This window comes from Bradyrhizobium sp. USDA 4503, from assembly GCF_054055815.1.
On the sequence record NZ_JBSRXS010000001.1, the window covers coordinates 7,839,956 to 7,854,493 of the forward strand.

7 protein-coding genes and 10 pseudogenes are annotated in these 14,538 nt (G+C 59.6%); 11 read left to right on the forward strand and 6 right to left on the reverse strand.

From position 1 onward, the window contains the following. Positions 1–246: 246 nt before the first annotated feature. From ACVMIH_RS37025 to ACVMIH_RS37065, 9 genes and pseudogenes are all read left to right on the forward strand, one after another. Positions 247–462 (forward strand): annotated as a pseudogene (locus tag ACVMIH_RS37025) (peroxiredoxin); the annotation flags it as partial. A 7-nt stretch (positions 463–469) separates the two neighbouring features. Further along, positions 470–1,020, forward strand: a pseudogene (locus tag ACVMIH_RS37030) (carboxymuconolactone decarboxylase family protein). A gap of 455 nt (positions 1,021–1,475) precedes the next feature. Continuing rightward, a pseudogene (locus ACVMIH_RS37035) lies at positions 1,476–1,832 on the forward strand (reverse transcriptase domain-containing protein); the annotation flags it as partial. A 559-nt stretch (positions 1,833–2,391) separates the two neighbouring features. Next, a pseudogene (ltrA, locus tag ACVMIH_RS37040) lies at positions 2,392–3,638 on the forward strand (group II intron reverse transcriptase/maturase). 52 nt (positions 3,639–3,690) lie between these two features. Further along, the gene (locus tag ACVMIH_RS37045; protein WP_456865279.1) at positions 3,691–4,158 is read left to right on the forward strand and encodes a reverse transcriptase domain-containing protein; all 468 of its coding nucleotides are present in this window, start codon (positions 3,691–3,693) and stop codon (positions 4,156–4,158) included. 647 nt (positions 4,159–4,805) lie between these two features. Next, complete coding sequence (locus ACVMIH_RS37050; RefSeq protein WP_456865281.1) at positions 4,806–5,621, forward strand: CmcJ/NvfI family oxidoreductase; 816 nt, start codon at positions 4,806–4,808, stop codon at positions 5,619–5,621. Positions 5,622–5,731: 110 nt separating this feature from the next. After that, a complete protein-coding gene (locus ACVMIH_RS37055; protein WP_456865284.1) occupies positions 5,732–6,415 on the forward strand; it encodes an SDR family oxidoreductase in 684 nt (227 codons plus the stop codon). A 395-nt stretch (positions 6,416–6,810) separates the two neighbouring features. Next, positions 6,811–7,612: pseudogene (locus ACVMIH_RS37060) on the forward strand (enoyl-CoA hydratase). 162 nt (positions 7,613–7,774) lie between these two features. Then, positions 7,775–8,536, forward strand: a pseudogene (locus ACVMIH_RS37065) (MaoC/PaaZ C-terminal domain-containing protein). Positions 8,537–8,663: 127 nt separating this feature from the next. Here the strand turns inward: ACVMIH_RS37065 and ACVMIH_RS37070 are convergent. The 5 genes and pseudogenes from ACVMIH_RS37070 to istA form a co-directional block, all read right to left on the reverse strand. Beyond that, a complete protein-coding gene (locus ACVMIH_RS37070; protein ID WP_456865287.1) occupies positions 8,664–8,999 on the reverse strand; it encodes an ATP-binding protein in 336 nt (111 codons plus the stop codon). Further along, positions 8,969–9,303 (reverse strand): annotated as a pseudogene (locus tag ACVMIH_RS37075) (IS21 family transposase); the annotation flags it as partial. The gene ACVMIH_RS37070 and the pseudogene ACVMIH_RS37075, both read right to left, overlap by 31 nt. Positions 9,304–9,335: 32 nt before the next feature. Further along, positions 9,336–9,899 (reverse strand): annotated as a pseudogene (locus ACVMIH_RS37080) (IS630 family transposase); the annotation flags it as partial. Positions 9,900–10,171: 272 nt separating this feature from the next. Further along, positions 10,172–10,912 carry an IS21-like element helper ATPase IstB gene (gene istB, locus ACVMIH_RS37085; protein ID WP_253624463.1) on the reverse strand — a complete coding sequence of 247 codons (741 nt, stop codon included), beginning with the start codon at positions 10,910–10,912 and terminating at the stop codon, positions 10,172–10,174. Between the two features lie 11 nt (positions 10,913–10,923). Beyond that, positions 10,924–12,447, reverse strand: a complete 1,524-nt coding sequence (istA, locus tag ACVMIH_RS37090) for an IS21 family transposase (protein ID WP_456865219.1) — start codon at positions 12,445–12,447, stop codon at positions 10,924–10,926. A gap of 204 nt (positions 12,448–12,651) precedes the next feature. Here istA and ACVMIH_RS37095 point away from each other — a divergent pair. Both ACVMIH_RS37095 and ACVMIH_RS37100 read left to right on the forward strand, forming a co-directional pair. Continuing rightward, positions 12,652–12,879: pseudogene (locus ACVMIH_RS37095) on the forward strand (transposase); the annotation flags it as partial. After that, a pseudogene (locus tag ACVMIH_RS37100) lies at positions 12,879–13,222 on the forward strand (hypothetical protein). The pseudogenes ACVMIH_RS37095 and ACVMIH_RS37100, both read left to right, overlap by 1 nt. Positions 13,223–13,404: 182 nt before the next feature. Here ACVMIH_RS37100 and ACVMIH_RS37105 read toward each other — a convergent pair. Next, on the reverse strand, positions 13,405–14,514 hold the full coding sequence (locus tag ACVMIH_RS37105) for a M14 family metallopeptidase (RefSeq protein WP_456865290.1): 1,110 nt from the start codon (positions 14,512–14,514) through the stop codon (positions 13,405–13,407). Positions 14,515–14,538: the final 24 nt, after the last annotated feature.

The following is a 14,538-nucleotide window of genomic DNA, read 5'->3' on the forward strand; positions in this document are numbered from 1 at the left end:
TCGCGCCGAAAGGATAAGGATGCATTAAAAGTTGCTCAAAGAAGGGCAGACGCCGAAATTCCGTGGTCGCTGGGGCAAAGTCGGTGAAATGCTGCGCGAATTGTCGACAGCGTTTGTTGGAGAGTGATGCTTGCTTTGAAGGACAATCCGCCGCCCTTCTTCACGGACGCGGAGATTGCATGTGAATCGCTCTCCGCCTCATTAAGAAGGGTACGACCCTGCTCGGAATTGAAGCAAGCTGCCATCGTGGTCGACGGCCTCGGCGTGCGCTCGCCCGACGGCGTCGCCTATCGCTACACCTTCATCGTCGATCCCGACAACACGATCCAGCACGTCTATGCGACCAACCTCAATGTCGGCCGCGTGCCGAAGGATACGCTGCGTGTGCTCGATGCACTGCAGACCGACGAACTGTGCCCATGCAACCGCGAGGTCGGCGGCGAAACGCTAAAAGTAGCGTGAAGCACCGATGTCGATCGACGAGCTCAAGGATCTGATTCCGGACTTCGCCAGGGACGTGAGGTTCAATTTCTCGTCCATGGTGGTGGTTTCCGACGAGACGCTTGCTGAGCAGACCCGATACGGTCTGTTCCTCGCCTGCGCGATCGCGACACGAAAACCGCATGTGATGGCAGCGTTCGAAGCGCTTGCGGTTGAAAAACTGACTTCGACAGCAGTAGCCGCAGCAAAGGCAGCAGCTGCCGTAACAGCTATGAACAACGTCTACTATCGGTTCGTGCACCTTGTCTCGAATAACGAATACCCACGATGCCGACGCGGCTACGCATGAAGGTCATCGGGAATCCCGGAGTTGAAAAGACCGATTTTGAATTGTGAAAGCTGGCAGTGTCCGCCATCAACGGTTGCTGCGCTTGCCTCGATGCACACGAGAGGCATTGCAGGAGGCGGGCGTCGCGGCAAGCGCCATCCAGACCGCCGTGCGTTTTGCCGCGATTATTCCAGTCCGTGGCAGTAGCAATCGAAGGCGGCTGCGCGGCAATCTCGGTCGCGGCGACGTAGCGCGTGTCGTCTCCGACGCGACGGTGGTGAAAAGAGGGTGGATCGGAAAGACAGCAAAATGACGGATGGGCGCATACCGTGGGTACCGCGAAGGAGGTGTGTCAATAGCAAAGGAAGATACGTCAATATCGTCCCAGCAGCGTAATGGGATCATTGGTCGGCGGTTGATCCGGCAAAGGCGAAGGCCGATTTCGCACATGATGGCTGCGGTCTCATTCCCGCTTGTTGTCGCCAACCGACGTCGCCGCAGTTTGGTAACGCGTCGTCGAACAGGTTGTGGCCGAGAATGCGGTCGGCTGGATGCGCGAGGATGGCCGCTCGGCGCCAAAGCCCGATGGGGCCGCCGCAATGATGCTCCGTTGTCTCCCGCGGAGAGTGCTGCATGGCTCAAACCCATCTCATCAAGGGTTTCGAGCCGCGTTGGCGATCACGAGATATGTTCGCGCGCCAAACTGAGACCGCTCGGAATCGCTGCGCTGGAGGATAAGATCGTCCAGCATGCGGTTACGACGGTCCTGAATGCCATCTACGAGGCGGACTTCCTCGGCTTTTCCTACGGATTCCGGGAGGGGTGAAGTCAGCATAAAGCGCTGGACGCACTCTGGATCGGCATCCATCAGAAAAGAGTGAACTGGGTGCTCGACGCCGACATGCGGTTCCTCGAGCACAGGATCGCAGACCGCCGGCTCTTGCGATTGATACGCAAGTGGCTGACCGCTGGCGTTGTCGAAAGTGGATCGAAGTCTTTAGCACGGATAGGTACGCCGCAGGGCGCGGTGATCTCGCCGCTCCTCGCCAATATTTATCTGCACTGTGTGCCGCAGTCGTAAGAGAGGAGGTTCAGGATGAACTAATCCAATCAAACAAGAAGCTGTACGGAAGATGGAGGCGGGCCCTCCGAAGTCGGTTTTCAGGCGCAGGCTTCAAACCACTCCAGGCGGCCTAGGTAAAGAGCCATGGTCGTGAGCGCTGGAGTAAAGCGTGGGGAAGAACCCCAGCAGGTGCGAGTCAGAGAGACGAATGCAAATAAACCCTCGAAGACGCGTCGTTAAAATCAAATGTCGTCAAAACCGGGTGCGGGTGCAGAGCCCGGGACAAATCTGTCGGAAACCTGATTACTGGACAGATGGCGGCCGGTGTATAGGGGGCGTGACTCTGACTCAGGCTTCAGTACGGCACTGCGGGAACCAGTCGTTCCGATGGCAAGGGAAAAGCACAAGTGGCCAAAACCACAAGGCGAAACACCCGATGCGGAGCACTGGGACGGACCGACTCGTACGAACGATGAAGGCTGGTAATGCGGCTGGAGCAAAGGGGTCGGGTCAGACAGCTGTATTTGGCGTTCAACTCGCAAGAGGAGGAGGCGCGTGAGTGCAGCGAAAACCGTTTGATATCTCGAAGCAGCAAGTGTGGAAAGCCTACAAGGCCGTCCGAGCCAATGCGGGTGCTGCTGGCGTGGATGAGGAGACGATCACTGACTTCGAAAGGGACTTGAAGGGCAATCTGTATAAAATCTGGAACAGGCTGACGTCGGGAAGCTATTTTCCGCCGCCGGTCAAAGCGGTCGCCATTCCGAAGAAGAATGGCGGGGAAAGAATTCTCGGTGTGCCTACAGTGGCCGACCGCGTGGCACAGACGGTTGTCAAGCAATACCTTGAACCGATTCTAGAATCTATCTTCCTGCCCGATTCTTTCGGCTATCGTCCGAAGAAATCGGCGCTGGATGCAATCGCTGTCACCCGCGATCGTTGCTGGCGATACGATTGGGTTTTGGAATTTGATATTAAAGGTCTGTTCGACAACATCGACCACGCGCTTCTACTGAAAGCGATCGAGAAACACACGACGTGCAAGTGGGTAACGCTTACGTCAAACGTTGGCATACCGCGCCGCTACAACAAGAGGACGGAACTCTGGTTGAACGAACCCGAGGAACTCCTCAAGGCGGTGTGGTTAGTCCCGTCTTGAGTAATTTGTTTATGCACTATGCGTTCGATGTCTGGATGACGAGGATGTTTCCGGACCTTCCTTGGTGCCGCTATGCTGATGACGGGCTCGTGCATTGCAGGACTGAAGTCGAAGCAGACGCCATTAAGACGGCGCTGCAAGCTCGACTTGCAGCATGTGGCCTGGAGATGCATCCAGATAAAACGCAGATTGTTTACTGCAAGGACTCAAATCGAAAGGATTCGTACCCTAACACGAAGTTTGACTTCTTGGGTTACGAGTTCCGAGCGCGGGGTGCCAGAGTGCGTGCAAGGGGCATACTCTTCACGAGCTTCTCACCCGCAGTCAGTGCAAAATCTCTTAAGGCCATGCGGGCACACACGCGGCGGCTCAATCTTCGCAATCAGTCCCATCTCAGCCTGGAGGAGTTCGCTCGTATTTTCAATCCAATCCTCCGGGGGTGGATCGCTTACTACGGGCAATTCTATCCGTCTGCGATGTGGCCGATATACAGGCATGCAGACTACACGATACGTGCCTGGATCATGCGGAAATACAGCCGGCTACGTGGACACAAAGTGCGGGCCAGCATGCTCATGCAGAGAATTGCAGAGCAGAACCCGTCTTTGTTCGCCCATTGGCGCTTTGGAGGGATCGGCGCGTTTGTCTGATGGGAGCGGTGTGAGTCGAGAGGCTCATGCACCGTTCTGCGAGAGGCCGAAGGTGCAATTCCTTCGGCCTACTCTCCACGTCTTCGACCTCTGGACCCGCCAGTGGCGAAGCAAAACGGCGAAAGGGGATCTCATCGTCGTCCGCTATGCGGACGACAGCGTCGTGGGCTTCGAAACAAAGTCCGAGGCCTTACGCTTTCTCGACTCACTGCGTGAGCGGATGGCGAAGTTCGGTCTCTCGCTGAATGAGGAGAAGACACGGATTCTGGAATTTGGACGGTACGCGGCCGAGCGCCGCGCACACCGGGGGCAACGCCGCCCGGAAACGTTCGACTTCCTCGGGTTCACGCACATCTGCGCTGTGACCCGAATGAATCCGCACTTCACAATCCGGCGCGTGACCATCGCCTGCCGCATGCGGGCGACGCTGAGGGCGATACGACATGACCTGATGAAACGCCGCCATGCGCCCATCGCTGAGATCGGCGCCTGGCTCCGTCGCGTGGTGCAGGGTACCTGAGCTACCACGTTCCGCGCCGAGGTCTGCCGGGCATGGCTGCGCTCGCTTCGCCGACGCAGCCAGCGCTCCCGCATGGCCTGGGATCGATTCCAGCGTCACGTTAGGTGATACATCCCGAAAGTCCGCGCCTATCATCCGCATCCCAATCCGCGGTACACGTCATGACCCAAGGCAGTAGCCGTATGCGGTAGCTCCGCACGTACGGATCTGAGCGGGGGGGCTGGGAAACCAGCGCCCTACCGCGACCGACCCGTCGGCTGCTCAGGCGTGAGCATCGATCTCAGGTTTAGACAGGAACACTCTCGAGCGATCGTTGTATGTCGAGTGCAAAGCTCTGAGCTTCATCGAACCGCGCTGACTCGCCAGCGATCCGTCCACGACGAGGAGGTAAGCACGCCAAGCAGCTGACGCCCTCAGGTCGGTATGCCATCGGGGCGGGTGCGACGCGGTGCTCTTCTCATAGGCCCAGGACGTAGGATCGGGGGACTTGGAGAACCTGCTCAGAATCGGACCTTTGCGCATAAATGCTGCGCCAACTGCCTCATTTTGCGGACATCGAGCGTCGGCTTTTCGTATCCTTGAGAAGTTGTGGGGGCAACGAGCGAGGGAGGATAAGAACTATGACAAGTATGGCACACGAGGCGCGAGTGGACCGTAATCGCCTTGACCTTGTGAAGGGTGAAATCGCCTTTGCTCGGCGCTCGCCAGGGGAGCGGGCTCCTGAAGTGGCCGCGCCGCTATATGACGCTGGTGCGCCCCAGGTTCTCTATGACGTTGATATCCGAGATGCTCGGCCCATCGTTGACGAGCTTTCTCTAGATCGCGAAGGCTTTATCCTCGTTCCGCACAAGACGTCTTGCGCGGACGTGCGCGATCCCGAGGTCATGCGTCAGAAGTACATTGATGAAATGGTCCCGTTCATCAAAGACTTCTTCAATGCATCCTGGGTCGTGCCAAGACGCGATGGCGTCGTCATGCGCTTGGCGTCGGCCAGCCCCGCGGCCGGAGTTCGTCCCGTTTCCTACAATGCGCATATCGACTTTGCTCCCGTTTCCGCCCCTCTGCTCGCGGCGCAGGAGAATCAGGCGCAAGGCATTCCGAGTCCCCTCTACTCGCGGATGATGATCGTTCAGGCGTGGCGCGCGTTGTCGCCGCCTCCGCAGGACTTTCCGTTGGCATTCGCGGACGCCAGCACGATTTACGACACCAACCTTTTCGAGCACACCTTCAGAAGTCATCTCGGTAAGGACCACAAGAGCATATGCCTTCACTACGGCGCCGCTATCCGCTGGTACTACTTCTCCGGCATGCATCCGGACGAAGTCGTTCTGTTTACGGGATATGATTCGGACCGGCACTACGACCCTCGCTCGGCTCACTCGGCCTTTGACAACCGTCGGGCGTTCCCGAACGCGAGGCCGCGCGAGAGTGTCGAGGCGCGCTTCTATGTCTATTTCGATTGAGCGCTCTGGAAAGTATTCCTGAGTAACGAGCCGGACCGGGTGGTGAACGTCGCAAGTCAAGATGTACGGCGCTGCGATTGGCGGCGCACGCAAGCGGGAGCATTTTCTGGATGACGACAGTTCTCATTACAGGCGCCAACCGCGGCATCGGTCTCGCCCTTGCGTGGCAATACGCCTCCCAAGGCGCCGAGGTTATCGCGTGCTGCCGTGAACCGGCGAAGGCCGATGCGCTTGGGGAACTCGCGCGCTCATCGGGCGGACGCGTAAAGGTCGTTCAGCTTGATGTTGCCGACGAGGGGGCCGCGTTGTCCTTAAAGCGTGAAATCGGCGATCGGCCGATCGACATCCTGATCAACAATGCGGGTGTCACCGGCCTTTCGAACGAGCGTGTAGAGGCCGCGGGCTGGATTACGACGATGCGCGTCAACGCTCTCGCTCCGATGCTCATCGCCCAGGCGCTGCGCGAGAACCTTGCGCGCAGTTCCGAGAAGAAGTTGGTGGCGATCAGCAGCATCATGGGTTCCATCAGCGCCGCTCAGCCGGGCAGGTACGCCTACGGACCGTCGAAGGCCGCACTCAACCATGGAATGCGCACACTGTCTCGCAGCTGGGCGGGCGACGGCATTCTCGTGGCAATCCTGGACCCCGGGTGGGTTCAGACCGACATGGGCGGCCAGGACGCCTACATCTCTGCTGAAGAGAGCGCTCGCGGGCTCATAGCGCGGATCGCGCAGCTGACAGCTGCAACGAGTGGCAGGTTTCAGGACTATCAAGGCCTTCCCATTCGCTGGTGAGCGTTCCCTTTGCAGGTTATGAGCTTGCGCCAAATAGTCTGTGCCGGCTCCCAGGTGATGACTAGGCCGTCCTCCAACAAAGCGCACCTTCCATATGATCGTTGGCAATTGGGGGTGGGAGGAGGTTACATCTTCAGTGAAACCGTGCCTGTGACCGAAATCGGCGCAAAATCGCTGAACAGCGTGTCGCGCGATTCTGGTGAACCGCTGACGCTCGGAATCGCGCAACGACCCTTGCGCGCTGCTCGGCTGCAGACGTTTTCGTGGGCGCGGTGTCGGCACTTCAGCTTTGGTGACCAGGACAATTTTTGTCTAGAAATTGTTTCCGATGCTTTCGGCCAAGCTCGATGATTTCGGCCAAGCTCAATGCTGATATAAAAGAAACACGACATCCCATGAGCTCAATTGAAATGGTGCTGCAGCACCTCGAGTCCGGACTTCTCACCATCACCTTGAACCGCCCCGAGCGGCGCAATGCGCTGCACCCGGATATGCTCGTGGAGCTGGTTGCGGTCGCGCGGCGCGCGAGCGAAGATCATAAGGTGCGCGCCGTGCTGATCAAAGGCGCCGGCGGGACCTTCTGTGTCGGCGGTGACGTCAAGGGGATGGCCGAGGGAAGAGCACCGCTTCCATTCGAAGCCAAGGTCGCAAACCTGCGCCGCGGCATGGAAGTCTCGCGCATCCTGCATCAGACGTCAAAGCCGGTAGTAGCGCAGCTTGACGGCGCAGGGGCCGGCGCAGGGCTGTCCATGGCGCTCGCTTGCGATCTTCGCATCGCAAGCGAGTCCTGCAAGATCACTACTGCTTTTGCCAAAGTCGGGCTCTCCGGCGAGCGACTATGGCGGCACATATTTCCTCACCCAACTCATAGGCAGCGCGAAGGCACGCGAGCTTTACCTGATGTCGCCAGTGCTCAGCGCGAATGAAGCGCTCATGCTCGGTGTCGTGAACAAAGTGACGCCGGATACCGCCATCGATGCAGCCGCACGCGAGCTTGCGATGTCGCTGGCGCAAGGGCCATCGGTGGCGCTCGGCTATATCAAGTGCAAACATCAACAACGCCGAGCATCTCCCGCTTGAGAGGACTGCTTTGACGGCGAGGCGATCCATCACACCCGCTCAAGCGAAACCGCCGATCACAAGGAGGCAGCGAAAGCCTTTGTTGAGAAGCGCAAGGCGGTGTTCCATGGGCATTGAGCGATGGATGGCTAGGCGTGCCTGTCGGGATCGCAATCACCCAAAGTTCGTTCGCCGCTGAGAAAGTCCTGTGCGCCGCGGGCGTCATCAGGTCGATTGCACAAGGGGCAAGGGGCACTAATCAACAGAGCTCTGGGGCCTGGCAGGAGGAGAAGACCGCATATGCCAATCAATTATGAGCAGCTGATCGCCTTGAAACATCTTGGCCAGCAATACCGCTACACCGATCGCGAAGTAATGCTCTACACCTATGGCATCGGCATGGGCACCGATCCCATGGAGGAGAAGGAGCTTGCCTTTATCAACGAGGCCTCCGTGGTGCCGCGGCCTCTAAAAGTGGTTCCGACCTTTGCCGCGGTCGCTGCCTGTGGGGCTGAGCCGGGCGATATGAATATCGACCGCGTCATGTCCATGGACGGCGAGCGCGACATCAGTTTTCACAAGCCGCTCCCAACCGCTGCGCACATCACCGCCGATTCCTCCGTGCTTGCCGTCTTTGATAAGGGCAAGGATAAGGGCGCGGTGATTCGACACCAGACGGTGCTGAGGAACAGCGATGGCGAACGGCTGGCAACGCTCGTAGGCTCGCGCTTTGCACGTGCTGATGGCGGCTTTGGCGGGCCCTCGGAGGGCTAGCCCGAGCCGCACCAAGTGCCGGCCCGCGCGCCGGACAAGACCATTGATATCTCCACGCACCCCGACCAGGCGCTCATCTATCGGCTCTGCGGCGACCGCAACCCGCTGCACTCCGATCCGGCATACGCCAAGCGGGCCGGATTTTACAGACCGATTCTGCATGGCATGTGCACTTACGGAATCACTTGCCGCGGCGCGCTCATGACGCGAGGGACGCCTAGATATAGCGCAGTAATCTGGGTGCGAAGAGCGCGACAATCAGGATGGCGAGTCAGTGTCGCAGCGTGATGACGATCACCGTGATGATTGTCGCGTGCAAGAGTTTTGTTGGCTCTGATTGTCGCGGAGCGTCAATCAAGCGAGTGTTTTTGTGTCGCGTGCTCCGGCGGCCGTCCAGGACAGCGCTTTCGCTCGATCAGAGTGCGCGGCGATATCTCTCAACGTTTATCTCGATCATGGTGGCGTGGTGGACGGGGCGATCGATGGCGGCGAGCGTCATGGCGGGGGCCGGGAAGACCCTGTTCCATTCGCCGAATGGCTGATTGGCGGTGATCGGCATCGAGCGCCGTTCGTAGCATGCGTTGATGAGTTCGAACAGCACGCTGGTCTCGGCCTGGTCCTTGGTGACATGGGCAAGATCATCAAGGACCGGGAGATCGACGCGATCGAGACGATTGATGGCGGCGAGTTCGCGACGAGCCACCGGAGCTTCTGCACGAGGTAGGTGGTTCGGGTGAAGAAGATGCGCCATCCGTTTTCGATCGCTCGCCAGATGCGGATCCGGCGCTCCAGTGTGTGACGGACGCCAGCGCCGAGTTCGGGATGGCGCCGTAACATCTCCTCGAAGATCGCGACGAGCCGCACGCCGGAGCGGCCTTCAGCATCGGCATGATCTTGGTCTCAAACGCGCTGGCCAACGGGTCCGGCCGTCGGCCGCGGGGAGCCTTCTTCTGCGATGGGAGCCGGGGATCCTTCTCGATCCGATAAGCGGTCGAGGTGCTGAACGACGCACTGGCAGCAGCCACTGGCGGGTTATCGGTCTGACGGTACTTCAAGAACTGCTGGACGTCCTAGTAGCTCGTCACAGTCATTTTGACTCTTTGGGTATGCCTGGATAGGCGCGCCCCAGTTTGGTGCGAGCTTTGTCCTTTGTGAACATCCAGTTGATACGGGCGCGAGTTTTGTTTCGCTGCCGCTCCCATGCTGCGATCTCGTTTCTAAGGCGTTTTGGATCGTCGATCCGGCGGCCGAGACACTGCCCTTGGAGCACGCCGATCTCGATCTCGACCATATTGAGCCAACTGGCGTGTTTCGGGGTGTAGTGGAACTCGAGGCGACGCAAGATGCGGCGGGCCTCAGCGGGCGCAAAGGCCTGGTAGAGGGCGCCCGGGGCATGGATCGACAGGTTGTCTTGCATGACACGGATGCAGGCGGCCTTGGGGTAATGGACGTCGACGAGTTCGCGCATGCAGTGAGCATAGTCGACGACGGTGCGCCGTTCAGTGACCTTGACCTTGCGCCAGGCCCGATGCGGGTCGAAGGTGACGAAGAGATTGACAGTGCCGTTGCGACGGTACTCGTAATCGTAACGCTCGCGCTTTCCCGGCGCGGGTGGGATCGGCTGGCGCACCTCGCCGATGAGTTGGACGGGGTCTGCGGATTCCGATGATCGCGCGCAGGTATTCCAATCTGATGCCGCGCAGCGTTCCGATCTGATCGCGCGCAGGTGAAGTACCCGATCGTTAAAGGCAATTGGCACTATCGTTAGTCCGTGGTCAAGCGGCTGCCGAAGAGATCGCGTCGCATGTTTGATGGTGTCGCTCGATGGGAGCGAAGCTGACCGGACGCGCGCCCCCAACAGTGCCGTAGCGGCCGGTCAGCTTCGCGGGCTGCAGTCTCGGTCTTCATTGGCAGACCGCGTAATCAAGGCCGAGGAAGAACGGGCGGACGACGCATGGAGTCACCGTTCAGTTCGAGCCTGTGAGCGTTGTGAAGCAGGCGATCGAGTATGGCATCAGCATAAGTTGGGTCGTTTATGAGCTCATGCCATTTGGCAATTGGAAGCTGGCTGGTGACGAGCGTCGACCGACGGCCGTAGCGATCTTCGAGGATTTCGAGCAGATGATGCCGCGCGTTGGCGTCGATGGCCTGGAGGCCCCAATCGTCCAAAATCAGGAGCTCGACGGCGGCGATGCTCTTCATCCGCGAGCTGAGTCGGCCGTCGCCCCGGGCAAGGTCCAGTTCTTCGAACAACCGCGGCAGCCGGGTGTAAAGTACCGAGTGGTTGTCCCGGCAGGCCTTGTGACCAAGTGCACAGCCAAGCCAACTTTTCCCGATGCCTGTCGGCCCGACAATGGCGCAATTTTCGTGGTTCTTGATCCAGTCTCCCTTGAGCAGCATGTCGAACAAGCGGCGGTCGAGCCTACGGGGGGCGCGGTAGTCGATATCCTCGGGCACGGCATGATGACGCAGCTTTGCCTTACGAAGGCGAAGCGCCAGGCGCCGGTTGTTACGCCAGGTCGCTTCATGGTCCAGCAGCAGCGCCAACCATTCGGCGTGAGCGAGGCCATGGACCTCCTCGTTGTCGGCAAGGCTCTTAAAGGCTTCGGCCATGCCGGTAAGGCCGAGCTGGGTAAGCAAGTGGAGCGTGGGGTGTGTCAGCATTTTCTTCCCTATTAGTGGTAATAGTCCGAGCCTCTGATGTTGGTGTGTAGGATCGGCTCGCGCTCGGGGGACGTGGGCGTTGCAACGCGATCGAGCCCCTTCTCGAGGATCGATTTGACGCTCGGGTAGTTGCGAGCCTGGATCTCAATTGCGCGCAGCGCGGCCGCCTCGAGGCGCTCGGCGCCAAAGCGCTTCTCAAGCCGGATGATCCCCAGGCACGAACGATAGCCCTGTTCGGGATGCGGCCGATCCTCGATGATCCGGTCGATCAGCAGGCGCAGCATCGGGCCGATCCGGCTTGCCTCGCTGCGGATCTTTGCCGGCGTCCACTCGCCATAGCGCCGGTGGCTTGAGGGCATGTGGGCGCTGATCGTCGTGTGCCGCCCGTTGCCGCTGCCGCGCATATGCGCGGCAATACGCTCGCCCCCCAGGAAGATTTCAATCGTTTGCGCACAGATCCGCGCTTCTACCTCGCGACGGGCGAAGCGATAGGGCACCGAGTAGTAGTGTCGTTCGACCTCGACGTGATAGTCGAGCCCGACCCGGCATCGGCGCCATTCGGCATGGACCCACGGCTTGCCGGGAAGCGGTTTAAGATTCGGCGCGTCAATTTCCTCGAACAGCTGGCGCCGTGTGCGGCCATACTGGCGCAGCACCCGTCCGTCATTGAGCTTGGCCAGCCACTCGGCGATCGCACCGTTGAGTTCGGCCAGGCTGTAAAAAGTTCGGTTGCGCAGCCGCCCCAGCAGCCAGCGCTCGATGATTCCGACGCAGGCCTCAACCTTCGCCTTATCTCTCGGGCGACGCGGCCGTGCCGGCAAAATCGCCGTGCCGTAATGCTGCGCCATATCGCTGTAGCTGCGGTTGACCATAGGGTCATAGAGGCAGGCCTTGATCACCGCGACCTTGGCGTTGTCGGGCACCAGCAGTTGCGTCGCGCCTCCAAAAAAGCTGTAGGCCGCGTTATGTCCCGCGATCCAGTCGCCGAGCTGCTCGGTCCACGTCGCCAGCGCGAACGACAAGCTGGATGCGCCCATGACCGCGACGAAGATGTGCGCGTCACGCACCTCGCCAGTCTTACGGTCAACCACCGGCACCGTGTCGCCGGCATAGTCGACAAACAATTTCTCGCCGCCGCCGTGGTGCTGGCGCATCACCAGCGGCAGCCGGCCTTCCCAATTGCGGAACAAGTCACAGAAGCGGCTGTACCGGTACCCGTCCGGATGCTCTGCAATGTACTCGTCCCACAGCACCTGCAGAGTCACATGCTTGCGCTTGAGCTCGCGGGCAACAACGGACCAGTCAGGCTCGGCCACCTTGCGACGACCGGGCTTCACGCCAGGCACCCCGTACAGCAGTTGCTCCAGCTCGGCGTCGCTTGTCGCTTCCGGGACCGGCCATGCCAGACCCGCGCGCGCAAACCGCTTCAGCGTGTCACGTACCGTCGTCGGTCCGATGCCGACGCGCTCGCCAACCACGCGCGTCGAGAGCCCAGCCTCAAGGCTCAACCTCACAATCTCGCGCATCTGGCGCATGATAACCCTCCTCGTTGGCATCCAATCCTCCCAGCTGCTTCCAGCCGGAGAATTGGCCCAACGATCGGGCCTCACACCATCCGAAACTGCGCGCGATCAAATCGGAATGCTGCGCGGAGAATGCTCGGAATGCTGCGCGCGATCATCTCGGAACCCTGCGCGCCATCAAGTCGGTACGGTGCGCACCATCATCTCGGAATCCGCAGCGGCCGTAGCTCTGCGATCGACGGGCGTACGACCCGGCACGGCGGTTATGCTGTCAGCCAGCGCATCCGCAAGCGGATTGAGGAGGCATTCGGCTGGATCAAGACGGTCGCCGGGCAAGAGAAGACCAGATTCCGTGGCCGTGATCGGGTCGGATGGGCCTTTACCTTCGCTGCGGCCGCTTACAATCTGGTGCGGCTGCCCAAGCTGATCGCGGAGACCGGTTGATGGCCAAGGTGCCCGGCTTTGCCAAGGCCTTTGCCGGCCGCTGGCGCAGCGTCGAAATGGACAACTGGGACAGCGACTTCCTCGATCTTGTCGGAGAGGCGCATCTCACCTTCCGTGGCAAGTCCGATGGCGAAATAGCGTTTGGGGCTCTCAAGGGCTTCCTGGATGTTCGCTACGGCACCCGCGACGGATCGGCCTGCGCCGAGTTCTCATGGGAGGGGCACGACGAGAATGATCCGTCCTGTGGTCGCGGATGGGCCATGATCGGCACTGCGGGCAGGCTCGTTGGCCACTTCTACATCCACAATGGCGACGATCAGCCTTCGTTTGCGAACGCGGCTGAGTTCTTCAACGGCCTGCTAGAGCTCGAAAGCGCGGAGAGGTCGACGCTCTTCGGCGCCCTCTCGATCGAGGCGAAGCGGCAGTAGAGCTCGCCGACGCGTATTGCGGACCTACAGCCGCCCGTGATTGCCACTGCTCCTCGGTGATACAAGCGCACACTCTGTGTGAAGCGGCGGCGAGTTTCTATAGCCGCAGGCCTTCGACCATTTGCCGGTGAACCTGGCGGCTGCGGTATAGTACCATCTCCTTCCAATCGCCTAGCTCTGGATAGTAAATCTGCCTTACGCGCCTTCGAATTTCATGACCAGTTTCTGTTTCAAGTTCGGCTTGACCATAGGCGTAAAGCCAATGGTCAGCGCGCAATGCTGATCTGACTTCCTGCGCGGGATAGGTTCCGAACTCCAAACAAACGTAGACGTGCCGATCGCCGAGGAGCCTCTGCCAATAGTCATCCTGCGTGCCATTGAGCACAACAGCCGATGAGGTGCCAAGTTCTGGCGACGTAACTGAAGGGCCAAAAATGTCACGTGCACGTTGATACCCTGACATTCCTGATGCCTGCTCGCATTGCAGCTCACCATAACCATAAGGTCCAAGGCCCGTGTGGTAGTCGACGACCAAACCAAACCGGCGAGAGTCGATGCCGTGGTCCAATACGATCCGTTCGAGTGTTTGGCGTGCAACAGTGGGGCCGAAACCCCCAAAGAACATCCCAGTCGGATGCCGGTATTGCCCGCTAGTGCGAGCCTTTCGTAAAGCGGTGTCGCCGTGTGCCGTGCGGAACTCCTCCAATTTTGCCTCGGCAGCAGCGAAAAGTGGTCCGTCCAGCTCACGTGGCACAATACAATCAACAAGCAGATCGTACGCTTCGTTATCAGGTAAGGGGGCGGTGAAATCGACAAAGTTTCGATTGAGGTCGCATCCTTCTTGCGTGATGCGCCGATCCCATGCGAACCCATGAGGATTGATAGCATGGATCAGCAACATCGCTTCATCAGATCTGAGCTTCTCGTATTCACGCTCAGCCAGCCAATCGAGCTGTGCCGCGGATCCACAATATCCTTCGACGCCATGCGTGGCCGACACCATGATCCCCACTTTTGGTGCGCGCCGGTCACCAAACCAGGCAACATCCGTCGAGAGTTCTTCTCCACGAGGTCCACGAGCCGGCGATGGATAAACTGCAAGCTCGCCAACATCGGCCTTTCCAACGTAATCACGAAACTTTTGACGAGCTTCGAAATAATTCGATGAGAAATGCTTATTCGCTGCGTCGACAATGGCGTCGTTCATCGGCTTTCCAATCAAGGTGCGAGG

Coding starts and splice junctions, on each gene's coding strand:
- ACVMIH_RS37055 (WP_456865284.1), top strand. CDS start 5,732: ATGACGACAGTTCTCATTACAGGCGCCAACCGCGGCATCGGTCTCGCC.
- ACVMIH_RS37070 (WP_456865287.1), bottom strand. CDS start 8,999: ATGGCGCATCTTCTTCACCCGAACCACCTACCTCGTGCAGAAGCTCCG.
- istB (WP_253624463.1), bottom strand. CDS start 10,912: ATGCTGACACACCCCACGCTCCACTTGCTTACCCAGCTCGGCCTTACC.
- istA (WP_456865219.1), bottom strand. CDS start 12,447: ATGCGCCAGATGCGCGAGATTGTGAGGTTGAGCCTTGAGGCTGGGCTC.
- ACVMIH_RS37105 (WP_456865290.1), bottom strand. CDS start 14,514: ATGAACGACGCCATTGTCGACGCAGCGAATAAGCATTTCTCATCGAAT.